Origin of the sequence: Microbacterium sp. F51-2R (assembly GCF_052180235.1) — a bacterium.
GTDB lineage: Bacteria > Actinomycetota > Actinomycetes > Actinomycetales > Microbacteriaceae > Microbacterium.
Genome location: NZ_CP197470.1, coordinates 1,334,758 through 1,356,656, shown reverse-complemented (window position 1 = coordinate 1,356,656; position 21,899 = coordinate 1,334,758). Strand labels below are relative to the sequence as shown.

Here is a 21,899-nt window from a genome sequence, read left to right as displayed (position 1 = left end):
TTCGGGGTTGCGTCGGTCGGGTCGTCAGCTGAGCTGCTCGGTGATGAGCACGAACAGCAGCAGCAGCGTCGACGAGACCGACATGGCCCCCAGGAGCCAGGTGAAGGCGAGGTTGCGGTCCTTGACACTGCCGACGGTCATGGCGCACACGAGCATGGCGCCGTAGAAGGCGGCGGTCAGGATGATGCCGGTCAATCCGAGGGCCGGATTGAGGCTGGTCGTGAGCGCGAAGATCGCGATCGCGACGCCGGCGAGGACGCCGGCGGGGACGAGCCAGTAGCGACGTCGTTCGATCTCGAGCGGCGTGTGCTCGCTGACCCGGGTGGGACCGGCGTGGAGCGGAGCGAGGGGGTTCATGCGCGGATCAGCTCCACGGGGCGCGCGGCGCCGGGAGACGTGATGTCGATCGCGAGGGTCATCGGCGCTCCTTTCACTGTTCTGCTGCTCCTGAAGATAGGGAGGGTTGCGGCCCCGGGGATGGCCCTTGACACGGCGCGCATTTCGGGCGTATGCGCGGACGCGGCGTCCGACCTGCCGACCAGCCCGCGGCGGCGCCGAACGTAGGCTGAAGGCGTGACGTTCGAACCGAAGCCCCCCGTCAAGCCGCGCCCCGCGACGAAGTGGATCGTCGGAGCGTTCGTGCTCGACGCGGTGCTCGTCGTCGTGTTCGCCGCGATCGGGCGCGCGAGTCACGGCGAAGACGCCCTCGGCGGCCTCTTCACGACCGCCTGGCCGTTCCTCGTCGGCGTCGTCGTCGGCTGGCTCGTGCAGGGCGCATGGCGCGACCCGCTCCCTCCCGTGAGGACCGGTCTCGGCGTCTGGGGTGCGACGCTCGTGGTCGGGATGCTGCTGCGGGCCCTCTCGGGTCAGGGCATCGCGATCCCGTTCGTCATCGTCGCGGCGATCGTGCTCTTCGCCTTCCTCGTCGGCTGGCGCGCGCTCGTGCTGCTCGTCACGCGTCGGCGCCGGCGCCGCACAGACTCATAGCGCGGCGACAGCGCCGCGCCGACGCCCAGCGCCAGCGCCGGCGCCGGCTCCGCAGCGCCACGAACTGACCGAGACGGATGCCGCGGCATCCGTCGTCAGGCCCTCGTGCTCTCCCAGCCCAGCGCCGGGGCGACGTACTTCGCGAACGACTCGACGATCCGCAGGTTGAACTCGACGCCGAGCTGGCTGGGGATCGTGAGCATGAGCGTGTCGGCGTTCGCGATCGCGGCGTCCGCCTTGAGCTGCTCGACGAGCACGTCGGGGGCGGCGGCGTACGTCTTGCCGAACGTGGAGCGCATGCCGTCGATGTAGCCGACACCCTCGCCGTCCTGGCGTCCGCCGAAGTAGAGCTCGTCCTCGGCCGTCGTGAGGGGGAAGATCGACCGGCTCACCGAGACGCGCGGCTCGCCCGCATGCCCGGCCTCGCGCCACGCGGCGCGGAACGCATCGATCTGCTCGGCCTGCAGCAGGTCGAACGGCAGGCCGCGATCCTCCGTCAGCAGCGTCGACGACATGAGGTTGACCCCTGTGCGCCCCGCCCACTCGGCAGAGTCGCGGTTGCCGGCGCCCCACCACACGCGCGAGCGCAGGCCGGGGGAGTGCGGCTCGATGCGCTGCATCCCCGCGCCGCCGCCGAAGGGGCTCTGCGCGTCGCGCTCGGCGAGGCCCTCGCCCTCGATCGCGCGCAGGAACAGCGCGAAGTGCTCGCGGGCGATGTCGGCCCCTCGCGGGTCCTCCGAGCCGGTGTAGCCGAACGCCTCGTACCCGCGCACGACGGTCTCGGGTGAGCCGCGGCTCACACCGAGGGCGAGTCGCCCGCCGCTGATGAGGTCGACGGATGCCGCCTCCTCGGCGAGGTAGAGCGGGTTCTCGTAGCGCATGTCGATGACGCCGGTGCCCACTTCGATGTGCTCGGTGCGCGCCGCGATCGCGGCGAGGAGAGGCATCGGCGAGGACTGCTGCCTGGCGAAGTGGTGGACGCGGAAGTACGCGCCGTTGACGCCGAGATCGTCCATGCCCTGCGCGAGGTCGATCGCCTGCAGCATCGAGTCTCCGGCGCTGAGCTGATGCCCGCCGCCGAGGGGTCCGTAGTGTCCGAACGAGAGGGTTCCGAAGCGCTTCACAGTGACTGCAACGGTACGCCCGAGGCATCCATTCCGGTGAATGAAGATCGCGAGGGGGATGGATGCCGCGGCCTCCCGCGCCCGTGCCGGGATGCCTACGATGGTCTTGGGCTTGCGTCACGGAAGGGGGCGACATGGTCCAGGTTCGCGTAGCCGGTGTCGCGCTCGACGCGACGCAGCAGCATGTCATCCTGCTGAAGCCGATCGACGAGCTTCCCGGCTCCGGCCGGATCCTGCCGATCTGGATCGGTCAGCAGGAGGCGACCTCGATCCTCATCGCGATCGAGGGTGCCGAGGTTCCGCGTCCGCTGGCGCACGACCTCATGCGCAGCATGATCGAGACGCTCGGCGCCGCGGTCACGCGCGTCGAGGTCGCGCGCATCGACGACGGGACGTTCTATGCGGACGTGACGCTCGCGACGCCCGTCGGCGAGAGGGTGGTCGACGCTCGACCGTCGGATGCCGTGGCCCTCGCGTCGCGCGTCGGTGCGCCCATCTGGGTCGCCGACGCCGTGATGGAGGAGGCCGGGATGCCCGACAACGTCACCGAGGCGGGTGACGGCGAGGAGCCCGACGGCGAGGGCGACCTCAGCGAGCGCCTCGAGGAGTTCCAGAAGTTCATCGAGGACGTCGACCCGGAGGACTTCCGGTAGGGGCCTCGGGGAGGCAGCTCGAAGGGCTTCCCCGCAGCGGATCGCGATCGGCGGCCTCTTTCCTGATCCGGCGGCGCGTCGTAGGTTCGGGGACGTGGCGGATCGTGCGGTGCCCAACCTTCCTTCCCGGTCGTTCGAGGCGACGACCGCGTTCTACGGCGGCTTCGGCTTCGAGACCGCGTACCACGACGGCGGATGGCTCATCCTTCGTCGCGGCACGGTGGTGCTCGAGTTCTTCCTCGCCCCCGAGCACGACCCGTACGAGAGCTGGTTCATGGCGAGCATCCGCGTCGCCGATCTCGACGAGCTCTTCGCCGCCGTGCGCGCGAGCGGCGTGCCCGAGGTCGTGACCGGCATCCCGCGGCTCATCCCGATCGCGCTGCAGGAGTGGGGGCAGCGCGCCGGCTACCTCATCGATCTCGACGGCACCCAGCTGCATCTCATCGAAGACGCCGGCTGACGTGTCATATCCCATCCCCTCGGCGGGCGAGGTCGGCGGCCCGGACGGCTACTCGTACGGCGCCGTCCTGGCGCGGGTCGACACCGACGGCCTCGCGCGGATCGAGAACCTCCTCCGCGTCATCCGCTTCACCGGATGGATCGCCCCGCCGCAGGGGGAATGGATCGTCGTGCTCGGCGATCCTGGCGCGGGAGTGGTCGCCGCCGAGCGTCGCGGGATCATCGAGGTCGGCGGGCTCATCGCTCAGCACACCGGCGCACCGGTCTTCGCCCTGCGGGTGCGCCGGGACCGCCAGCTCGCCGTCGTCGCGTGGAGCGACGGCGAGGAGGTCGGCCGGTACTCGAGCGACCCGTCGCAAGAGCCGGGCGATCAGGACGACGTCGTCGCCGAGCCCGTGGGCGTCGAATCGGCCGTCGCGTTCGCGCGGCTGGCCGGACGGGAGGATGCCGGGGAAGACGTCGAGGAGCTCCTCGGCGAGGAGCTCGACCCCGACAGCGTCTACGAATCGGAGCGCCTGCGGCAGCTGCTCCGGCTGCTCGGGATGCCGGTGTGGATCGTCGCCGTCGGCGCGCTGCCGCGCGACATCCCGACCGGTCCGCGAGCGGCCGACCTGCAGCGCCTGCGCGCGGGGGGCAGCGGATTCCCGGGGTGGGCCCGGCACGCCTTCGTCCGTCGCATGCGCCGTCGCCGGACGGCCCCCGCGGCCATCGCCGATCCGCCACGGCAGAGTCCGGGCATGGGCGGCATGGAGCCGTGGATGTTCTGAGCGTGTCCCGCTTTCGATCTGCCGGGGAGGGAGAGGATGCCGGGGGCAAGCCCCGCCCCGTCGGCCGACGGCGTGCCTAGACTGCGACGGTGGGCTGTGCCCTCGCGGTCCGATCGGAGAAGGAGCAGGAATGCAACTGGGAATGGTGGGACTCGGCCGGATGGGCGCCAACATCGTGCGGCGCCTCATGCGCGACGGGCACGAGTGCGTCGTATTCGACGTCAACCCCGACGCCGTCGCGACCTTGACGGGCGAAGGTGCGACCGGCGCCGAGAGCCTCGCCGACTTCGCCGCGAAGCTCGAGGCGCCGCGCGCAGTGTGGCTGATGATCCCGGCGGGGCTGACCGGCAAGGTCGTCGACCAGATCGCCGAGGTGCTCGAGCCCGGCGACATCATCATCGACGGCGGCAACTCCAACTACAGAGACGACGTCCGCCGGGCGGCGAAGCTCAAAGACACCGGCATCCACTACGTCGACGTCGGCACGAGCGGCGGCGTCTTCGGACTCGACCGCGGCTACTGCCTCATGGTCGGTGGTCCTGACGAGGCCTTCCAGCGCATCGAGCCGGTGCTCAAGACGATCGCGCCGGGGCGCGGCGATGTGGAGCGCACTCCGGGGCGCGAGGGCGACTTCACGCCCGAGGAGCTCGGCTACCTGCACTGCGGGCCGTCGGGGGCCGGGCACTTCGTCAAGATGGTGCACAACGGCATCGAGTACGGCGTCATGGCAGCCCTCGCCGAGGGCCTCAACATCCTCGAGCACGCCGATGCGGGGGTGCACGAGGCGGAGCATTCCGCCGAGATCGCACCGCTGGAGGAGCCGGAGTTCTACCAGTTCACGATCGACACGGCGAAGGTCTCGGAACTCTGGCGTCGCGGCTCGGTCATCTCGTCGTGGCTGCTCGACCTCACGGCGGCAGCGCTCGCTCAGAACCCCACGCTCGACGGGCTCGCGGGTCGCGTCTCGGACTCCGGCGAAGGCCGGTGGACCGTCAAGGCCGCTGTCGACACCGGCGTCCCGGCTCCCGTGCTCGCGGCATCCCTCTTCGAGCGGTTCGCCTCGCGCGGCGAGGACCACTTCGCCAACCAGGTGCTCTCCGCCATGCGGCTGCAGTTCGGCGGCCACCAGGAGCTGCCCGCCGGCGACGTGCTCGAAGCCGGCGGCCGCAAATCCGAGTCGTCGTCGGACGGGCCGCAGGGGGAGAGTCCCTCGCAGGGGTCATGACCGCGGCATCCGCTGCCCATTCCCTGACCCGCGATCAGGCGCGGCGGATGATCGTGCGCGCGCAGCTGCTCGACGCCCGGCGACCCGGAGACGTCGTCGAGGTCGCCGAGCAGCTGGGCTACATCAAGATCGACCCGACGGCGACCATCGCGCCGTGCGAGCACACGATGCTCTGGTCGCGGATCGGCTGGTCGTACGAGGCAGGTCAGCTGCAGAAGGCCGTCGAGATCGATCGGCTGCTGTTCGAGCTGGACGGAACCTTCCGGCCGATGAGCCTCCTGCCGCTGCTCCTGCCCGCCATGCGACAGCATCCACGGCGCGAGAGCAGCCGGCAGTGGCTCGAAGCGAACGCGAAGTTCCGTCGGGATGTGCTCGCGCGCCTGCGTGCCGAGGGCCCGCTCACGGCGAGCGAGATCCCCGACACGGCCGCTGTCGCACGCAAGGACGACGGCTGGTACGGGCCCAACCAGGTGCCGCAGATGCTCGAGATGCTCTCGCGCCGCGGCGAGGTCGCGGTCGTGCGGCGGGAGGGGCGGCATCGCGTGTGGGACCTGGCCGAGCGCGTCTTCCCGCAGGACCTCCCCGAGTACAGCCTCGAAGAGGCGGAGCGGCTGCTCGCCGAGCGGCGTCTGCAGGCGGCCGGGATCGCGAAGCAGAAGGGGCCCTGCACCCCGGTCGGCATGGCGGGCGAACCCGCGACGGTCGAAGGCAGCAAATGGCGGTTCCGGGTCGACCCCGAGGCTCTCGCCACGCTCGACGACGAAGACGAAGGCGGCCGGGTCGCCTTTCTCAACCCCTACGACTCGCTGCTGTTCGACCGGCCGCGGCTGGAGGAGGTCTTCGAGTTCCGCTACGTGCTCGAGCAGTTCAAGCCCAAGAGCCAGCGGGTCTACGGGTACTTCGCCCACCCGATCCTGCTGGGCGATCGCTTCGCCGGGATGCTGGATGCCGAGGTCGACCGCAAGCGCGAAGTGCTCGAGGTCACCGCGATCCACGAGTTCGCGGACTTCGAGCCCGAGGAGATGGAGATGGTGCGGGCCGAGATCGCCGACCTCGCCGAGTGGCTCGGCGTCGCCGTCGAGGAGGCTCGCTGACGACGGCTGCCGGCGAGGCTCGCTGACGACAACTGGGCACGCGGCACGCCCGACGGATGGGCACGCGGCGCGGCGAGGGCTCCCGGTCAGCGGGACGCGGCATCCGTCATCGCGCGGCATTCTCGGAATAGGCCGCACCGACCGTCGTTTGCACCTCGTATGACGCGTATCGGAACAAGCGACCTCGACATCTTCCCCCTCTCGCTCGGCGGCAACGTCTTCGGCTGGACCGCCGACCGCGAGACCTCGTTCGCGATCCTCGACGAGTTCGCGGCGGGCGGCGGCGACTTCATCGACACCGCCGATTCGTACAGCGCGTGGGTGCCGGGCAACACCGGCGGCGACAGCGAGCGGATCATCGGCGAGTGGCTCGCCTCGCGGCGCCCCGAGGGCGTCGTCGTCGCGACGAAGGTCAGCCAGCACCCCGACTTCACGGGCCTGTCCGCCGCCAACGTGCGCGCGGCGGCCGAGGCATCGCTCACGCGCCTGGGCGTCGACGCGATCGATCTCTACTACGCGCACTTCGACGACGAGTCGGTGCCGCTCGCCGAGACCGTCGGCGCCTTCGGCGCCCTCGTGAAGGACGGCCTCGTGAAGAACGTCGCGGTCTCGAACTACAGCGCCGACCGCATCCGCGAGTGGATCGGCCACGCGAAGGACCAGGGTGTGGCCCTCCCCGTCGCGATCCAGCCGCACTACAACCTCGTGCACCGCAACGACATCGAAGAGAACATCGTGCCGGTCGCGCAGGAGTTCGACCTGAGCCTCGTGCCCTACTTCGCTCTTGCGAAGGGATTCCTCACGGGCAAGTACCGGTCGACGGATGCCTCGTCCCACACCTCGCCGCGTGCGGACGCCGCATCGAAGTACGCGACCGGTCAGGGACTCGAGATCATCGACACGCTCGAGACGATCGGCCGTGCGCACGACGTGTCGATCGCCGCGACGGCGCTCGCGTGGCTGCGCGCGCAGCCGACCGTCGCCGCCCCGATCGCGAGCGCCTCGCGCGTCGAGCAGGTCAAGGACCTCCTCGACGGCGGTCGCGTGGAGCTCACCGCCGACGAGATCGCCGAGCTCACGCGCGTCTCGGACTGGACGCCGGCGAACGTCTGAGGCTCGTGTCGGCGATGCTGGAGGGGTGACCACGCGGCTCCTCCTCATCTCCGACACGCACATCCCGGGGCGTGCGCGGCGGCTGCCCGCAGCGGTGCTGCGCGAGGCGGATGCCGCGGATCTCATCGTGCACGCGGGCGACTGGGTCGCGGCATCCGTCCTCGAAGAGCTCTCGCAGCACGGCGAGGTGCTCGGCGTCTACGGCAACAACGACGGCGCCGACCTCCGCGCGCTCCTGCCGGAGGTCGCACGGCAGACGATCGAGGGGCTGCGGTTCGCCGTCATCCACGAGACGGGCGACGCGAAGTCGCGCGAGCGGCGCATGGACGCGGCGTTCCCCGACGTGGACGTGCTCGTCTTCGGGCACAGCCACATCCCGTGGGACACCGTGACGCCACGGGGCCTGCGCCTCCTCAATCCCGGGTCGCCCACCGACCGCCGCCGGCAGCCGCGGCACACGATGATGATCGCCACGGTCGAGGCCGACGGGCGTGTCGACGTCGAACTGGTCCCCGTCGAGTGACGGCCGGCACCTGCGAGAGTGGGGGAGTGGACGAGATCACGCGGATGCCGGGGCGCGCCCTCGCGGCGAGCGTCCGGGCTCGGGAGCTGTCCGCCGTCGAGGTCGTCGAGGCTCACCTCCGTCGGATCGAGGCGGACAATCCGCGGCTCAACGCGCTGACGGTGACGTTCGCCGACCTGGCGCGCGCGGCGGCCGCCGACCTCGATCGCACGATCGCCGCCGGGGAGGATCCCGGCCCGCTCGCGGGGGTGCCGTTCTCGGTCAAGGAGAGCATCGACCTCACCTGGTCGGCGACGACGCAGGGCTGGCACGGCCTGGCGGACGCCGTCCCGTCGTCGGACGCGACGGTCGTGCGACGAATGCGCGAGGCGGGGGCCATTCCGATCGGGCGCGGCAACATGTCCGACTTCGGCATGCGGTGGGACACCGACAACGACCTCTTCGGGCGCACCCTGAACCCCTTCGACGACTCCCGCTCGGTCTACGGCTCGAGCGGCGGCGACGCCGTGGCCGTCGCGACCGGCATGTCGGCGATGGGGCTGGGCAACGACTTCGGCGGCTCGATCCGCCTCCCGGCCTCGGCGGTCGGCATCGCGGGACTCCGGCCCTCGTTCGGGCGCATACCGCGCGCCGCGGTGCGGGATGCGCCGGTCGCCCTGACGCTCCAGCAATTCTCGGTGAACGGACCCCTCGCGCGCACCGTCGACGACCTTGCGCTCGCCTTCGAGGTGCTCCAGGGCGAGGATCCCGCTGATCCCGTTTCGCTCGCGGTGGCACCGTTCGCGACGGATGCCGCGCCCCGCCGCATCGGCGTCACCCGCGACCCGCTCGGCTGGGGCGTCGTCGACGACGTCCGCGCCGGCGTCGATCGTGCGGCCGACGCGCTCACCAAAGCGGGCTGGGAGCTGGTCGAGGTCGACCCGCCGCTCCTCGAAGAGGCGGCCGTGCTGTGGCGGCGGCTCGCGTGCACCGACATGCTGCTGAGCCTCGACCCGGCGCTGCTGCCCGAGCCGCTCGGCCGGTCCGCGACATCCTTCCTCCGCGACAGCACGGCAGCCGCACAGCCCTTCGCGACCGCGGCCGACTACGCCGCCGCGTGGGGCCGGCGCGCCGTCATCGCGGCGGCGTGGCGTCGGCTTCACGCCGAAGTGCCGCTGATCCTCGGCCCCGTCTCGACCCGTCGGGTGCCCGAGCCCGACTTCGACCTCGGCGGGCAGGAGGCGGCCGACGCGGCCTGGCGCGATCTGCGGCTCGTGGTCGCGGTCAACTTCCTCGGTCTTCCGGCGGTGACCGTGCCCGCCGGCCGGGACCGCGACGGGCTGCCGGTGGGCGTGCAGCTCATCGCGCCGCTGCACGCCGACGAGCTCGCGCTCGCCGCCGCGCGCGACGTCGAGTCCGGTCTCTGAGTCGATCCTGCCCCGCGCCTGCGCCCGCGCACCTGCGCGCCGGAGCGGCCCGGCTGCTCACGACGACGAGCCCGCCACCCGCACGACCGCGTGGACGGGCAGGTGGTCCGAGGGCCATGCTCCGTCGATGCGCGCGGGATTGATGGCGGCGCTTCGCACGTCGAGCTGCGCGGTGACGACGATCCAGTCGATGCGCTTCTCGCCCACGCGCGGCGGGCGGTAGTCCTCGAAGGTGCCCCACTCGGGGGTGAGGTGAACGGATGCCGCGGCCCACGAATCCCGCAGCACCCCGTCGCGCAGCAGCTCCTTCACCGCCGGCGATCGCTCGCCGGCGTTGAGGTCGCCCATCACGATGGCCGGGTGCTTCTCCGCCGCCACGCGGCGCCGCACGACGTGGGCGCTCTCCCGCCGCGCGCGTCCGGAGAGATGGTCGAAGTGGGTGTTGATGACGAACAGGGTGGCCGCCGTCGCCCGATCGCGGAACGTCGCCGTCACGAGAACACGAGGGGCGAGGTTTCCCCAGGACCGGGAGCCGGGCTCATCGGGCCGTTCCGAGAGGGCCTCCTGGCTCCAGGTGAGCAGCTCGAGGCGCGAGTCGTCGTAGAAGAGCGGGTTGCCCTCTCCGCCGCCGTCGGCGTTGCGCCCCCGCCCGATGAGGCGATAGTCCGCTCCGAGCGCCTCGCGCAGCGCGACGGCCTGGTCGGGCCGCACTTCCTGGAGTCCGAGAAGCGTCGGCCGCTCGGCGCGGACGAGAGCCTCGACGAGAGGGCGCCGATGAGTCCACCGGTCGGCGCGCCGCACGCTCGGGCGGTCGAGGCGGCGCCGGATGTTGTACGACATGACGTGGATGTCGGGCGGCTCGATGTGTCCGACGAGAGCATCGGTCATCGGGGGAGCTCGCCGTCGCCGCGGTCCACCTGCAGGCCCAGCCCGGCCCTGCGCAGTCCGAGGCGCACCCAGCGGACCGGCGGAAAGTCGTGGGGCCAGTGCACGAGCACCGTGCGGACGCCCATCCCGACCCGTTGCGGAAACCCGCTCGGATCGGTGAACGGCCGCATCGACATCTCCATGCGCGCGCCGTGCAGGCGCTCGATGCGCCAGCGCTCGCCCAGATGGAACGAGAGGTCGAAGTCGTCGTGCACGCGGGCGTCCCGATGCACGCGAGGACGGATGCCGCGCCACGCCGCACGCCGGATCGCCATGTTGGAGCCGAACAGCGGCAGATGGCCGAGTGCCAGACCGGCCATGACCGCGTAGGCGCCGAGGTAGACCGCCTCGAGCGGCCCGCGCAGGGCCTTCGGTCCGTCGCGGAACCGGGCGCCCCCGGTCACCCCGCCGACCTCCGGCCTGCGCGCGAACGCCTCGGCGACCGCGTCGACCCATCCCGGATCGGGAACGCAGTCGGCATCCAGCCGCAGCAGCAGGTCGCCGGTCGCCCGGTCGTAGCCGTGTGCGCTCGCCGCGGGGATGCCGGGCTCCGCGCAATGCTCGACCCGCGCGCCGGCGGCGCGGGCGACGGATGCCGAGGCATCCGTCGATCCGTTGTCGACCACGATGACCTCGTCCGGCGCGCGCGTCTGCGCGGCGAGGGCGGCGAGACACCGTGCGAGCTCGGTGTCGTCGTCCTTGACCGGGATCACGACCGAGACGGTCGTCGGGTCGTCGGCGGGTCGCGCGGCCACGGCGTCTCCTCCTGGCTTGAAGCGCAACCGTAACCCCGCGGCCGGGAGACGGCGGGACCGTTGACACCCGGTCGCGCGGCGGGTAGTCGCCGGTCGCAAGAGTGGAGCCGAGTCGGAGGCCGCCCCTACCCTGGAGGCGCCGGCTTCGAGCAGGGGTTCGAGGCGCCGGGTCCGGCACCGGGAGGAGATCGCATGTCCAAGGCCGACCTCAAGAAGGAGATCGCGGTGTACTCGGCGCCGCGCGGCCGGTTCGAGGTCGTCGATGTGCCGCCGCTGCGCTACCTCATGATCGATGGGCACGGCGATCCCAACTCCTCGCCCGAGTACGCCGCCGCGGTCTCGACGCTCTTCGCCGTCGCCTACCGGCTGAAGTTCTTCAGCAAGCGCGAACTCGACCGCGACTACGTCGTCATGCCGCTCGAGGGGTTGTGGTGGTCCGACGTCATGGCGACGTTCACGATCTCGCGCGACAAGAGCAGGTGGAGCTGGACGCTCCTCAACCTCGTGCCCGAGTGGATCACCGACGAGCAGGTGGAGGGTGTTCGTCAGGCGATCGAGGCCGGGGGCGAGTCATCCGCTCTCCCGAAGCTGCGGCTCGACGAGCTGGCTGAGGGCCGCTCCGTGCAGACGCTGCACGTCGGCTCGTACGACGGCGAGGGGCCCGTGCTCGCCGAGATGCACTCAGAGTTCATTCCCGGCGCGGGTCTTCGGATGACGGGGCGGCACCACGAGATCTATCTGAGCGACCCGCGGCGCACGTCGCCGGAGAAGCTCAAGACGATCCTGCGTCAGCCGGTCGCCGAGGCGTAGCCGCTGGACTGTCAAGTCCCTCCTGACGTTCACATCGGCGGCCTACACTCGCCGAATCGTGGCAGAGCGCACCTCCATCGGGACCGATACCTCGGGCTTCCGCCCTGACATCCAGGGTCTGCGAGCCGTCGCCGTGGGTGCCGTCGTGCTGTACCACGCGGGTGTGCCGTTCCTCCCAGGCGGCTACGTCGGCGTCGACATCTTCTTCGCGATCTCGGGCTTCCTCATCACGACGCACCTCCTGGGCAGCCTCGCCCGCGAGGGACGCATCCGGTTCGGCTCGTTCTATGCGCGCCGGGCCCGCCGCATCCTCCCCGCGTCCTTCCTCGTGCTCGTGCTCTCGGTCGTCGCGGCGCTCATCTGGTACCCGCCGCTGCTCATGGAGAAGGTGTGGCGCGGCGCCGTCGCGACGGCGCTGTACGTGCCGAACTACCTCTTCGCGATGGATCAAACCGACTACCTCGCGCAGTCCACGAACCCGTCGCTGTTCCAGCACTACTGGTCGCTCGGGGTCGAGGAGCAGTTCTACCTCGTCTGGCCGGCTCTGCTCGGGCTCGCGTGGGTGGTCGTGAAGTCGCGCCGAGCCCTGTTCTGGGTGCTCGTCACGGTGGTCGCGGCATCCTTCATCGCGTGCGTCTGGTACACGTTCCAGTCGCAGCCGATCGCCTTCTTCTGGCTCCCGACACGGGCGTGGGAGCTGGGGATCGGCGGCCTCGTGGCCTACCTGCTGCTGCGCCGGGAGCAGGTGGTGCCGGCGCGACTCGCACCCGTGCTCGGATGGATGGGCATCGCGGCGATCGTCGCTTCTGTCGGCCTGTTCTCGTCGACGATCCTCTTCCCCGGTGCCTGGGCGGCGCTTCCCGTCGTCGGCACGGCGCTCGTCATCGCGGCGGGCGCGACACCGCACCGCCTCGGGCCGGGACGGATGCTGTCGGTGCGCGGCATGGTGCTCGTCGGCACGATCTCGTACTCGCTGTACCTGGTGCACTGGCCGGCCCTCGTGATCCCCGAGGCTGTCGTGCGCGACGGCCTGCCGCTGTGGGCGACGCTCCTCATCGCCCTCGCGTGTGTGCCGGTCGCCTGGGCGATGTATCGCTTCGTCGAGGATCCGATGCGCCGGGCGCCGTGGCTCACGCGTGCGCGCACGCGCCGCACACTGATCGGCGCCGCGATCGGATCGGTCGCCTGCCTCGTCGTCGCGACCGGCGCCTACGCCGTCTCGGATACGCGATCGCTCAACGTGCCGGAGGTCGCCGCGACGCCGGCGATCCAGGATCCGCCGCAGGCGACCGACTTCGTGCCCGAGAACCTGCGCCCGTCGCTCCGCGACGCCGACGCGAGTCTTCCGCAGGTGTACGCCGACAAGTGCGTGCGCGGGATCGCCGCGACGGATGCCGGAGACTGCCTGTACGGCGACGCGTCGGCGCCGCGCATCGTGCTGTTCGGCGACTCGCACGCGGCGCACTGGTTCCCCGCGCTCGAGGCCTTCGCGCTGTCGGCCGGGTACGCCGTCGAGGTGCACACGAAGAGCTCCTGCCCCTACGCGACGATCGAGTCGACCCGGCGCGGGACGCCCTATCCGCAGTGCGCGCAGTGGCGGGAAGAGGTCATCAAGGCGATCAACGCCTCGAACCCAGTGATCGTGCTCCTGGCGGGATACAGCGATCCCGACCTCGCGCCGGGAGTGAAGGACGACCTCGCGACGTGGCGGACCGCGTACGGTACGACGCTCGACGCCATCACCGCGCCGAAGGCCGTGATCGCCGACACCCCCGACATCCGCGAGGATCCCGCGCCATGCCTCTCGGCCCACCTCTCCGACGCCGAGGCGTGCGGTCAGCCCCGCTCGGTCGCGCTCGGCGACGCGTCGCGCGAGGCCGCCGCGAAGGCCGCGACGAGCCGCGCCGTGCCGGTGCTCGACTTCAACGACTACCTCTGCAGCGCCGACTGGTGTCCGCCGATCATCGGCGACACCCTCGTCTACCGGGATTCGCACCACATGACCGCGGCCTTCAGTGCTCTCCTCGGCGGTGTGATGGGCGAGAAGCTGCGCCCTCTCCTGCCCGCCGTGCCGCCCGCGGGGGAGTGAGACGCCCGGAGTCACGAGCCGCGCGAGCTCGACAAGGCCCCACCGCCGTCGTCGTCTGGGGCATACGCTGACCGCATGACAATGCTCGTGCTCACCGTCGTCGGAGACGACCGCGCCGGACTCGTCGCCGCGGTCGCCGAGGTCATCGACTCGCACGGCGGCAACTGGGAGAGCAGCCAGCTCGCCGAGCTCTCGGGAGCCTTCGCCGGCATCATCGAGGTGTCGGTCGCCCCGGATCGGGCCGACGCCCTGCGCGCCGCGCTCTCGGCGGTCGAGGGGCTCGTCACCGTGGCGGTTCCCGCTCGCGAAGAGACGACGGATGCCGCGCCCCACCGCCTCTTCACGTTCGAGGTGCTCGGCAACGACCGTCCGGGCATCGTCCGCGAGCTGAGCTCGACTCTCAGCGCCAACGGCGTCAGCATCGAACGGATGACGAGCGAGACCCGCGACGCCGCGATGGCGGGTGGCCGACTCTTCGAAGCGACGATCTCGGCCGTGGTCCCGGCATCCGTCGACGTCGACGCGCTGGTCGACGAGCTCGAGCGACTCGCCCACGAGCTGCAGGTCGACGTCACGCGTCGCGACTGAGGTTCGCCGGAGGAGAGCGAGCGGTCAGCGCACGCGGGCGGCGCCGGCGGACGATGTATCGGCCGCGACCGCCGCGAGCTCGGCCAGGTACGCCTCGCGCAGCTCCGCGAACACCGACCGCGCTCCCTCGGGGCGCGGCGTGCCGAGGTGCTGCTCGCGCAGCTCGTCCATGAAGGCGTCCCACATAGCGGGTCCGCCGCGCTCGAGCAGCTCGGCACGGATCGACAGCTCTCGCGAGACGGGGAGGTGCCGCCGGCCCCACGACCCGAGGGCGACGAGCACCGGCACGAGCTGGATCGCCGGCTCGGTGAGGCTGTAGACGACCTTCTGCTTGTGCGTCGGGTCGGCCGCGCGAGAGATGAGGCCCTCGTTGACGAGGCGCTGCAGGCGGTCGGAGAGGATGTTCGACGCGATGCCCTCTTCGGAGCCGAGGAGCAGCTCGCGGAAGTGGCGGCGATTGCCGAACATCATGTCGCGGATGACGAGCAGCGACCACTTGTCGCCGATCACCTCGAGAGAGAGATTGATCGGGCACCCGGACCTCTGCGACTCCGTCATACTGCTTGCACTCTACAACCAGTTCGGCGTAGTGTGCGGAACCAGTTGCAGAACGCAATCAGTTGGAGGATGACATGCAACCGGTGATCGCGACCATGTCGATCTCGCTCGACGGGATCGGCTCGGGCCATAACCAGACCGAGGAGCGTCCGTTCGGTGACGCGCCCAATGAACTGCTGCATCAATGGATGTTCGAGACACCCGACGAGAACCGCGCCGAGATCGACGCCATCGTCGACGCGGGGGCGTTCATCATGGGCCGCAACATGTTCGGTCCGGTCCGCGGCGAGTGGCACGGGGACTGGCGCGGCTGGTGGGGCGATGACCCGCCCTACCACGCGCCCGTGTACGTCCTCACGCACTACCCGCGCGAGCCTCTCGAGATGGCGGGCGGCACGACGTTCTTCTTCGTGACCGACGGCATCGAGGCGGCCCTCGCGCAGGCACGCGCGGTCGCGGGCGATCGTCCGATCCACATCGCGGGCGGGGTGAGCACGATCAATCAGTACCTCGCGGCAGGGCTCATCGACGAGCTCATGCTGCAGATCTCGCCGACGATCATCGGTGGGGGCCTCCGGCTCTTCGAGGGCGTCGGACCGGTCGGTCTCGAGCTCATCGGCTCGCGCGGCACCTCGAACGTCACGCACGTGCGCTACCGCGTGCACCGCCTGGGGGAGACGTCGTCGTGATCGGCGAGCCGACGCCGCAGACGGCCGGCGGCAAGGCCCTGTGGCACTTCACGATGTCGCTCGACGGGTTCGTCGCCGGCCCCGGCCACACGATGGACTGGATGGCGGGGCTCACCTCCGGTCGCCCCGATCTCATCGACCAATACGTCGCGACGACGGGCGCGGTGCTCGGCGGGCGCGACGGCTTCGACGCGTTCCCCGACACGGCGGCCATCTACGGCGGGCAGTGGAGCGGCCCCGTCTTCGTCCTCACGCATCATCCCGACGACGCGCCCGAGAGCGAGGGCGCGACCTTCCTCAGCTGCGACGTGGCGGAAGCCCTGGCGATCGCGAAGCAGGCCGCAGGCGGCAAGAACGTCGAGATCTTCTCGGCGTCGATCGGTCGGCAGCTTCTCGACCTCGGGCTGCTCGACGAGATCGATCTGCACATCGCGCCGGTGCTGCTGGGGGAAGGCGTCCGTCTGTACGACAATCCGGGCGCGGCACCGGTGCCCCTCGCCTTCACGATGACAGACGAGCCGCGCCACGAGGTCAACGTGCGCGCACGCCCTCTCCGGTGACGGACGCCGCGGCGGGGGCTGAACGCGGACTGTGAGTTCGCGGCATCCTCTTCGCTTCTGGCCCAGTTAGCGATATATCGGTATGTATCGTCCACTATCGGACGGACCATCGCTAGGAGGTCACCATGAACGGTACTTACGACGACGATCGCTACGGAAACCGTCACCGCGGGCCGGCGGGAATGCCCGGCGCCGGACTGTCCAGCGGACTGTGGGACGCCCTCGACCAGCTGCGGGATGCCTTCGAGCAGCGCGTCGGCGGTGTCGTCTCGGGCAGCACCGGCGGACGGATGTCGCGCGGCGACGTGCGCGCGGCGGTTCTCGCCCTGCTCGCCGAGCAGCCGATGCACGGCTACCAGATCATCCACGAGATCGAGGAGCGCAGCAACGGCGCGTGGAAGCCGAGCCCCGGCTCTGTCTACCCGACCCTTCAGCTCCTGGCCGACGAGGGACTCATCGCCGCCGAGGAGGCGGCCGGCAAGAAGACCTACTCGCTGACCGACGCGGGTCGCGCCGAGGCCGAGGCCGCCGACGGCAAGCCGGCGCCGTGGAAGTCGTCGGGCTCGCAGGACGCCCGCATGGGCGCGCTGCCGAAGTCGGGCATGAAGCTCGCGCAGGCCGCGGCCCAGGTCGGACGCACCGGCACGCAGGAGCAGGTGCAGCAGGCGGTCGAGGTGCTCGACGAGGCCCGCCGCAAGCTCTACGCGATCCTCGCCGAGGGGTGAGCTCGCCGACGCCTGAACGCACACCCGAGCGCCGGGACCGGGGACGAGCGATGGCCGGCACCGGCGATACCCGCGCCCGCTATCGCCGCATCCTTCGTTTCGCCGCCCGGTACATGGTGCAGGCGTGGTGGTACGAGCTGTTCCTCCCGCGCATCGGGTTCGCCCGATTCGCGGCGCGGGGCCGCGCCGACCGGCTGACGAAGCTCGCCCGCAAGTTCCACGCGCTCGCCGTGTCGCTGGGCGGACTCATGATCAAGGTCGGACAGTTCCTCTCGTCGCGCCTCGACGTGCTGCCGCCCGAGATCACGACCGAGCTCGAGGGGCTGCAGGACGAGGTGCCGCCGGTCGACTTCGCCGCGATCCGGGCGCTGGCCGAGGCGGAGCTGGGCATGCCGCTCGAGCGCGCGTTCGCGTGGGTGGATCCGGTGCCGCTGGCAGCGGCATCCCTCGGGCAGGCGCATCGGGGGCAGCTGCGACCGGAGGACGCCGTCGACACGGGCTTCGCGGGGGTCGTCGTGAAGATCCAGCGTCCGGGCATCGACGAGATCGTCGACGTCGACCTCGCGGCGCTGCGCAAGGTCGCGGGATGGCTCAGCCGTGTACGGATCGTCGCCGATCGGGTCGATCTGCCCACGCTCCTGGACGAGTTCGCGGCGACGAGCCTCGAGGAGATCGACTACCTCCACGAAGCGGCGAACGCCGAGCGGTTCTCGGCGCGCTTCGCCGGCGATCCGCGCGTCGCCGTGCCCGAGATCGCGTGGGAGCGCACGACCCGGCGCGTCCTGACGCTGTCGGATGTCACGGCGATCAAGATCAACGACGTGGCGGCGCTGCGCGCGGCCGGCATCGATCCGACAGAGGTCGCCCACGAGTTCGCGACGGTCATGTTCGACCAGCTGTTCCGTGACGGCTACTTCCACGCCGATCCTCACCCCGGCAACATCTTCGTGACCCCCATCGCGGCAGCTCCGGGGGAGCGCGCGTGGAAGCTCACCTTCATCGACTTCGGCATGATGGGCGAGGTTCCCGAGCAGCTGCGCAAAGGCCTGCAGCGGCTCATCATCGCGGTCGCGTCGCGCAACGGGCGGCAGATGGTGGAGAGCATCCGCGACGTCGGCGTGCTGCTGCCGTCGGCGGACACGACGGAGCTGGAGCGGGCGATGACCGCCCTCTTCGCGCGCTTCGGCGGCATGGGCTTCGCGGAGCTGCAGGAGGTCGACCCGCGGGAGTTCCGTGACTTCGCCACGCAGTTCGGCGACGTCGTGCGGTCGCTGCCGTTCCAGCTCCCCGAGAACTTCCTCCTCATCGTGCGGGCGATCTCGCTGACGTCCGGGATGTGCAGCTCGCTGGACCCGGCATTCAACATCTGGGATGCCGTCGAGCCGTATGCGGCGCAGCTGCTGCGCGACGAGCGGGGCGGTTTCGTGCAGGCGATCGGTCGGGAGGCCGTCGATCTCGCAGGGATCGCCGCGCGCCTGCCCCGACGCCTCGACGACGCCGTCACGCGGATGGAGGAAGGCCGACTCGCCGTGCAGACGCCACGTGTCGAGCAGCGCCTGCGGTCGCTCGAGCGCACCGGCCGTCGCATCGTGTCGGCGGTTATGTTCGCAGCGCTCTTCCTCGGCGCTCTGCTCCTTCGTGAAGATGCCCCGGTGTGGAGTGTCATCCTGCTCGTGGCGTCCCTGCCGGCAGCCCTGCACGCCGTGTTCGCGAGCTGGGCGAGCGGCCGCGGTCCTCGCTAGCAGGGCGCGCGCGAGAACACGCCCGACCCGGGGCCTCCGGCTGGGTGCCTCAGGCGCCCGACGGCGTCGACAGCCGGCGCTCCCGCATCGCGAGGAAGAGCGGGAAGGTGAACGCGAAGGCGGTCACGAGCGAGAGCGCGATGTAGAGCCACGCGCGACGCATCCCGAGCCTTCGCGCTTCGACGACGATGAACGTCGCGCCCGCGATCGCCACGACGAGCAGGTCGACCCCGAGCGATCCGACGGCGGGCCCGCCGCCGAAGATGTCGCCGAAGTAGTTCCGCGCCTCGACGACAGTCCACGCGTTGAGGACGAACGTCCCGATGAGCCCCGCCAGCGAGAGGCACAGATAGGCGACGGCCAGCGGCGTCCAACGCGGTGTCATGGGGGCTCCTCGTACGGCTGCGGCATGCGGTTCCGCAGAGCGGGCGGGCGACGGATGCCTCGGCATCCCGATCCCGCATCGACGTGTCCATCATGCCGTCGTCTCCGGGTACCCGGATCGTCGCAACGGCGCCCGGCGCCACGGCCCTCGGCCCTCCCGCGCGCGTTTACGCTGAGGCCATGTCTCGTCCTGTCCCCGATCCGCCCGCACCCGGCCAGGAGTCGGTGTGGGACTACCCGCGTCCGCCGCGCGCCGAGGCTCGCGACGTCCGTGTCGTGATCCGCTTCGGCGGGGCCGTCATCGTCGACACGACCGACGTCGTGCGGGTGCTCGAGACGAGCCATCCGCCTGTCTACTACCTTCCGACGTCGGCTTTCCGTGCCGGGGCCCTCGTGCCGGCGGCGGGCTCGTCGTTCTGCGAGTTCAAGGGACAGGCGAGCTACCTCGATGTCGTCGGAGGGGCTGGGGTCCGGGCTTCTCGAGCCGCCTGGACATACCCCTCGCCGAGCCGCGGATTCGAGTCGCTCGTCGGCCGCGTCGCCGTGTATGCCGGCCCGATGGACGAGGTGACGGTGGACGGCGAGGTCGTCGTCCCGCAGCCCGGCGGCTTCTACGGCGGCTGGATCACCTCGGGCGTCGCCGGTCCGTTCAAGGGCGTGCCGGGCTCGCGGGGCTGGTGATCAGGCCGGTGTCGAGCCGATAGCGTTTCCCTCACGAGGCAGGGGGGTTCGCGGGTGGTCGTCGCCGTCATCGTTCGCATCGTCGATCTGCTGGTGCAGCTCGCGCTCATCGTCCTCGGCGCCGTGCTCATCTTCTTCACGGAGGACGACTCGGCCACCATCGGGGTGCTGGCGATCTGGTGCGCCGTCGGCACGCTCTACTGGCTCGCCGCGGTGATCGCCGTCGGAATCACCCTGCGGCGTCCCCTCGAGCGCACGCCGCCATTGCTGCAGCACGTCGATGTCCATCCGCTCGCGGGGCTGATCTCGACGATCGGCACCTTCGCCGCGAGCCTCGTCGGCCTCGTCGCGGCCACCGAGATCCTGCTGCTGCGCAACGATCCCGACTGGGCCGGCTGGGTCGAGCCCGTCGCCGTGTGGGCCATGCTGCTGTCGTGGGCCCTGTTCCACTGGGGCTACGCGCGCATCTACGACCGCCGCTACCGGCTGTCGGCGGCGACGCCGCCGCTCGTTTTCCCCGGCACCCCGACGCCGCGCCTCGTCGACTTCGTGTACTTCTCCTTCACCAACGCCACGACGTTCTCGGTCTCGGACGTGCTCGTGCAATCCAGTCGCATGCGGTGGACGGTCGTGTGGCACACGACGTTCAGCTTCTTCCTCAACGCGCTCATCATCGTGCTGGCCTTCAGCACGATCATCAACGCCTGACGACGGATGCCGCGGCCCGTACCCGGGCCGCACCGCCGCCGCAACCCCTCCCGGCCGAGCGTCGCCTCGACATAGCGTGAGCAGACCCATCGGCCCGAGGAGGCTTGGCGATGCCCGAGAACAATGCACACCACGAGGTCCTCGTCGTCGGCGGCGGCAACGGCGGCATCTCGGTGGCGGCGCGACTGCGACGACGAGGCGTGAGCGACATCGCGCTCATCGAGCCCCGCGAGCATCACCTCTACCAGCCGCTCTTCTCGCACGTCGCCGGGGGCACGGCGCGAGCGAGCATCACGGTCCGCCCCCAGCGCGACGTCATGCCGAGAGGCGTCGAATGGATCCGGGGGCGCGCGGCGTCGATCGACCCCGACGCGAGTGCCGTGACCCTCGAGGACGGCCGACGCATCACGTACGAGCACGTCATCCTCTCTCCGGGCATCCAGCACGACTGGAGCGCGGTGCCGGGTCTCGTCGAGGCGCTCGACACACCCGCCGTCGCCTCGCACTATGAGCACGACCTCGCGGCCAAGGCGTCGCTCCTCCTGCGCGACCTCACGAGCGGGACCGTGATCTTCACCGAGCCGTCCGGGCCCGCGTCCTGCGCGGGGGCCTCGCAGAAGCCGATGTACCAGGCGTGCGACTACTGGCGCGCGAAGGGCGTGCTCGATGCCATCCGCGTGATCATGGTCGTGCCGACGCACTCGATCTTCGGCATTCCCGCGTTCGACCGTGAGCTCGAACGCACCATCGCGAAGTACGGCATCGAGGTGCGCACCGACAGCGAGCTGGCGGAAGTGGATGCCGCGGCATCCGAGGTCGTGCTCATCGGGCCGGAGGGCGCCGAGCGCATCCGCTACGACGTCCTCAACGTCGTGCCGCCGCAGTCGGCGCCCGACTGGCTGGCCGACTCGCCCCTCGTGGGACACGACGACCCGGGCGGCTTCGTCGAGGTCGACACGCGCACACTGCGGCATCCGCGCTACGGCAATGTCTGGACGCTGGGGGATGCCGCGGCCACCACGAACTCGAAATGCGGCGGAGCTCTGCGCAAGCAGACGGATGTGCTCGCGAGGAACCTCGCCGCGGTGCGCAAGGGCGAGGAGGCGAAGTGGCAGTACGACGGGTACGCCGTCTGCCCGCTGACCGTCTCGCGATCGACCGTCGTGTGGGCGGAGTTCGACGCGGAGGGGCAGCTCGCGCCCACCATCCCGTTCTGGAGGAGCATGTACCGCGAGAACCGCCTCGCGTGGATCGCCGATCGTCACGTGCTGCCGTGGGTCTACTGGAACCTGATCCTCAAGGGGCTCGTCTGACATGAGGCGACGGACGCCG

At 70.8% G+C, this 21,899-nt stretch carries 25 protein-coding genes; 19 read left to right on the top strand and 6 right to left on the bottom strand.

Annotated elements, in window-relative coordinates; all coding sequences use genetic code 11:
* Positions 1-24: 24 nt before the first annotated feature.
* The gene (locus ACSBPH_RS06180; protein WP_442576718.1) at positions 25-357 is read right to left on the bottom strand and encodes a hypothetical protein; all 333 of its coding nucleotides are present in this window, start codon (positions 355-357) and stop codon (positions 25-27) included.
* 216 nt (positions 358-573) lie between these two features.
* Here ACSBPH_RS06180 and ACSBPH_RS06175 point away from each other — a divergent pair, with 216 nt between their 5' ends.
* Positions 574-987 carry a DUF3054 domain-containing protein gene (locus ACSBPH_RS06175; protein ID WP_442576717.1) on the top strand — a complete coding sequence of 138 codons (414 nt, stop codon included), beginning with the start codon at positions 574-576 and terminating at the stop codon, positions 985-987.
* A gap of 95 nt (positions 988-1,082) precedes the next feature.
* On the opposite strand, the gene ACSBPH_RS06170 is transcribed toward ACSBPH_RS06175, so the two are convergent.
* On the bottom strand, positions 1,083-2,111 hold the full coding sequence (locus tag ACSBPH_RS06170; RefSeq protein WP_442576716.1) for an LLM class flavin-dependent oxidoreductase: 1,029 nt from the start codon (positions 2,109-2,111) through the stop codon (positions 1,083-1,085).
* A gap of 134 nt (positions 2,112-2,245) precedes the next feature.
* Here ACSBPH_RS06170 and ACSBPH_RS06165 point away from each other — a divergent pair, with 134 nt between their 5' ends.
* From ACSBPH_RS06165 to ACSBPH_RS06130, 8 genes are all read left to right on the top strand, one after another.
* Positions 2,246-2,764, top strand: coding sequence for a bifunctional nuclease family protein (locus ACSBPH_RS06165; protein ID WP_442576715.1), 519 nt, complete (start codon positions 2,246-2,248; stop codon positions 2,762-2,764).
* A gap of 94 nt (positions 2,765-2,858) precedes the next feature.
* Positions 2,859-3,224: a bleomycin resistance protein gene (locus tag ACSBPH_RS06160; RefSeq protein ID WP_442576714.1), complete on the top strand. Its 366-nt coding sequence runs from the start codon at positions 2,859-2,861 to the stop codon at positions 3,222-3,224.
* Position 3,225: 1 nt separating this feature from the next.
* On the top strand, positions 3,226-3,990 hold the full coding sequence (locus ACSBPH_RS06155; RefSeq protein ID WP_442576713.1) for a hypothetical protein: 765 nt from the start codon (positions 3,226-3,228) through the stop codon (positions 3,988-3,990).
* 130 nt (positions 3,991-4,120) lie between these two features.
* Positions 4,121-5,215, top strand: a complete 1,095-nt coding sequence (gene gnd / locus ACSBPH_RS06150; RefSeq protein WP_442576712.1) for a phosphogluconate dehydrogenase (NAD(+)-dependent, decarboxylating) — start codon at positions 4,121-4,123, stop codon at positions 5,213-5,215.
* Entirely contained in the window at positions 5,212-6,309 is a 1,098-nt protein-coding gene (locus ACSBPH_RS06145) for a DNA glycosylase AlkZ-like family protein (RefSeq protein WP_442576711.1), read from the top strand. Before gnd ends, ACSBPH_RS06145 begins: the two co-directional genes overlap by 4 nt.
* Before the next feature lie 159 nt (positions 6,310-6,468).
* Positions 6,469-7,422: an aldo/keto reductase gene (locus ACSBPH_RS06140; RefSeq protein ID WP_442576710.1), complete on the top strand. Its 954-nt coding sequence runs from the start codon at positions 6,469-6,471 to the stop codon at positions 7,420-7,422.
* Positions 7,423-7,447: 25 nt separating this feature from the next.
* Positions 7,448-7,945 (top strand): metallophosphoesterase family protein, encoded by a 498-nt coding sequence (locus ACSBPH_RS06135; protein ID WP_442576709.1) that lies wholly within the window; start codon positions 7,448-7,450, stop codon positions 7,943-7,945.
* 26 nt (positions 7,946-7,971) lie between these two features.
* Positions 7,972-9,351: an amidase gene (locus ACSBPH_RS06130; protein ID WP_442576708.1), complete on the top strand. Its 1,380-nt coding sequence runs from the start codon at positions 7,972-7,974 to the stop codon at positions 9,349-9,351.
* A gap of 57 nt (positions 9,352-9,408) precedes the next feature.
* On the opposite strand, the gene ACSBPH_RS06125 is transcribed toward ACSBPH_RS06130, so the two are convergent.
* The gene (locus ACSBPH_RS06125) at positions 9,409-10,239 is read right to left on the bottom strand and encodes an endonuclease/exonuclease/phosphatase family protein (RefSeq protein WP_442576707.1); all 831 of its coding nucleotides are present in this window, start codon (positions 10,237-10,239) and stop codon (positions 9,409-9,411) included.
* A complete protein-coding gene (locus ACSBPH_RS06120; protein WP_442576706.1) occupies positions 10,236-11,033 on the bottom strand; it encodes a glycosyltransferase in 798 nt (265 codons plus the stop codon). The genes ACSBPH_RS06125 and ACSBPH_RS06120 overlap by 4 nt, the downstream gene beginning before the upstream one ends.
* A gap of 192 nt (positions 11,034-11,225) precedes the next feature.
* On the opposite strand from ACSBPH_RS06120, the gene ACSBPH_RS06115 reads away from it, so the two are divergent.
* The 3 genes from ACSBPH_RS06115 (at position 11,226) to ACSBPH_RS06105 (ending at position 14,520) form a co-directional block, all read left to right on the top strand.
* Positions 11,226-11,843, top strand: coding sequence for a GyrI-like domain-containing protein (locus ACSBPH_RS06115; protein ID WP_442576705.1), 618 nt, complete (start codon positions 11,226-11,228; stop codon positions 11,841-11,843).
* Positions 11,844-11,901: 58 nt separating this feature from the next.
* Positions 11,902-13,932, top strand: coding sequence for an acyltransferase family protein (locus tag ACSBPH_RS06110; protein ID WP_442576704.1), 2,031 nt, complete (start codon positions 11,902-11,904; stop codon positions 13,930-13,932).
* A gap of 75 nt (positions 13,933-14,007) precedes the next feature.
* On the top strand, positions 14,008-14,520 hold the full coding sequence (locus tag ACSBPH_RS06105) for a glycine cleavage system protein R (protein WP_442576703.1): 513 nt from the start codon (positions 14,008-14,010) through the stop codon (positions 14,518-14,520).
* Between the two features lie 24 nt (positions 14,521-14,544).
* On the opposite strand, the gene ACSBPH_RS06100 is transcribed toward ACSBPH_RS06105, so the two are convergent.
* Positions 14,545-15,078, bottom strand: coding sequence for a winged helix-turn-helix transcriptional regulator (locus ACSBPH_RS06100; protein WP_442576702.1), 534 nt, complete (start codon positions 15,076-15,078; stop codon positions 14,545-14,547).
* A gap of 74 nt (positions 15,079-15,152) precedes the next feature.
* Between ACSBPH_RS06100 and ACSBPH_RS06095 the strand changes: the two genes are divergently transcribed.
* From ACSBPH_RS06095 to ACSBPH_RS06080, 4 genes are all read left to right on the top strand, one after another.
* Entirely contained in the window at positions 15,153-15,767 is a 615-nt protein-coding gene (locus ACSBPH_RS06095) for a dihydrofolate reductase family protein (RefSeq protein WP_442576701.1), read from the top strand.
* On the top strand, positions 15,764-16,327 hold the full coding sequence (locus ACSBPH_RS06090; RefSeq protein ID WP_442576700.1) for a dihydrofolate reductase family protein: 564 nt from the start codon (positions 15,764-15,766) through the stop codon (positions 16,325-16,327). The genes ACSBPH_RS06095 and ACSBPH_RS06090 overlap by 4 nt, the downstream gene beginning before the upstream one ends.
* Positions 16,328-16,452: 125 nt before the next feature.
* A complete protein-coding gene (locus ACSBPH_RS06085) occupies positions 16,453-17,052 on the top strand; it encodes a PadR family transcriptional regulator (protein WP_442576699.1) in 600 nt (199 codons plus the stop codon).
* Positions 17,053-17,102: 50 nt separating this feature from the next.
* On the top strand, positions 17,103-18,794 hold the full coding sequence (locus ACSBPH_RS06080; RefSeq protein WP_442576698.1) for an ABC1 kinase family protein: 1,692 nt from the start codon (positions 17,103-17,105) through the stop codon (positions 18,792-18,794).
* 49 nt (positions 18,795-18,843) lie between these two features.
* Here the strand turns inward: ACSBPH_RS06080 and ACSBPH_RS06075 are convergent, their stop codons facing one another.
* Positions 18,844-19,179, bottom strand: coding sequence for a DUF2834 domain-containing protein (locus ACSBPH_RS06075; protein ID WP_442576697.1), 336 nt, complete (start codon positions 19,177-19,179; stop codon positions 18,844-18,846).
* Positions 19,180-19,358: 179 nt separating this feature from the next.
* On the opposite strand from ACSBPH_RS06075, the gene ACSBPH_RS06070 reads away from it, so the two are divergent.
* From ACSBPH_RS06070 to ACSBPH_RS06060, 3 genes are all read left to right on the top strand, one after another.
* The gene (locus ACSBPH_RS06070; RefSeq protein WP_442576696.1) at positions 19,359-19,859 is read left to right on the top strand and encodes a DUF427 domain-containing protein; all 501 of its coding nucleotides are present in this window, start codon (positions 19,359-19,361) and stop codon (positions 19,857-19,859) included.
* Between the two features lie 54 nt (positions 19,860-19,913).
* Positions 19,914-20,567: a DUF1345 domain-containing protein gene (locus ACSBPH_RS06065; protein ID WP_442576695.1), complete on the top strand. Its 654-nt coding sequence runs from the start codon at positions 19,914-19,916 to the stop codon at positions 20,565-20,567.
* A gap of 110 nt (positions 20,568-20,677) precedes the next feature.
* On the top strand, positions 20,678-21,880 hold the full coding sequence (locus ACSBPH_RS06060) for an NAD(P)/FAD-dependent oxidoreductase (protein WP_442576694.1): 1,203 nt from the start codon (positions 20,678-20,680) through the stop codon (positions 21,878-21,880).
* Positions 21,881-21,899: the final 19 nt, after the last annotated feature.

Excerpts from the sequence above, each read along its gene's own strand:
- ACSBPH_RS06100 (WP_442576702.1), bottom strand. The coding sequence starts at position 15,078 with ATGACGGAGTCGCAGAGGTCCGGGTGCCCGATCAATCTCTCTCTCGAG.
- ACSBPH_RS06145 (WP_442576711.1), top strand. The coding sequence starts at position 5,212 with ATGACCGCGGCATCCGCTGCCCATTCCCTGACCCGCGATCAGGCGCGG.
- ACSBPH_RS06115 (WP_442576705.1), top strand. The coding sequence starts at position 11,226 with ATGTCCAAGGCCGACCTCAAGAAGGAGATCGCGGTGTACTCGGCGCCG.
- ACSBPH_RS06085 (WP_442576699.1), top strand. The coding sequence starts at position 16,453 with ATGAACGGTACTTACGACGACGATCGCTACGGAAACCGTCACCGCGGG.
- ACSBPH_RS06075 (WP_442576697.1), bottom strand. The coding sequence starts at position 19,179 with ATGACACCGCGTTGGACGCCGCTGGCCGTCGCCTATCTGTGCCTCTCG.
- ACSBPH_RS06165 (WP_442576715.1), top strand. The coding sequence starts at position 2,246 with ATGGTCCAGGTTCGCGTAGCCGGTGTCGCGCTCGACGCGACGCAGCAG.
- ACSBPH_RS06070 (WP_442576696.1), top strand. The coding sequence starts at position 19,359 with ATGTCTCGTCCTGTCCCCGATCCGCCCGCACCCGGCCAGGAGTCGGTG.
- ACSBPH_RS06095 (WP_442576701.1), top strand. The coding sequence starts at position 15,153 with ATGCAACCGGTGATCGCGACCATGTCGATCTCGCTCGACGGGATCGGC.
- ACSBPH_RS06125 (WP_442576707.1), bottom strand. The coding sequence starts at position 10,239 with ATGACCGATGCTCTCGTCGGACACATCGAGCCGCCCGACATCCACGTC.
- ACSBPH_RS06140 (WP_442576710.1), top strand. The coding sequence starts at position 6,469 with ATGACGCGTATCGGAACAAGCGACCTCGACATCTTCCCCCTCTCGCTC.
- ACSBPH_RS06060 (WP_442576694.1), top strand. The coding sequence starts at position 20,678 with ATGCCCGAGAACAATGCACACCACGAGGTCCTCGTCGTCGGCGGCGGC.
- gnd (WP_442576712.1), top strand. The coding sequence starts at position 4,121 with ATGCAACTGGGAATGGTGGGACTCGGCCGGATGGGCGCCAACATCGTG.
- ACSBPH_RS06105 (WP_442576703.1), top strand. The coding sequence starts at position 14,008 with ATGACAATGCTCGTGCTCACCGTCGTCGGAGACGACCGCGCCGGACTC.
- ACSBPH_RS06180 (WP_442576718.1), bottom strand. The coding sequence starts at position 357 with ATGAACCCCCTCGCTCCGCTCCACGCCGGTCCCACCCGGGTCAGCGAG.
- ACSBPH_RS06080 (WP_442576698.1), top strand. The coding sequence starts at position 17,103 with ATGGCCGGCACCGGCGATACCCGCGCCCGCTATCGCCGCATCCTTCGT.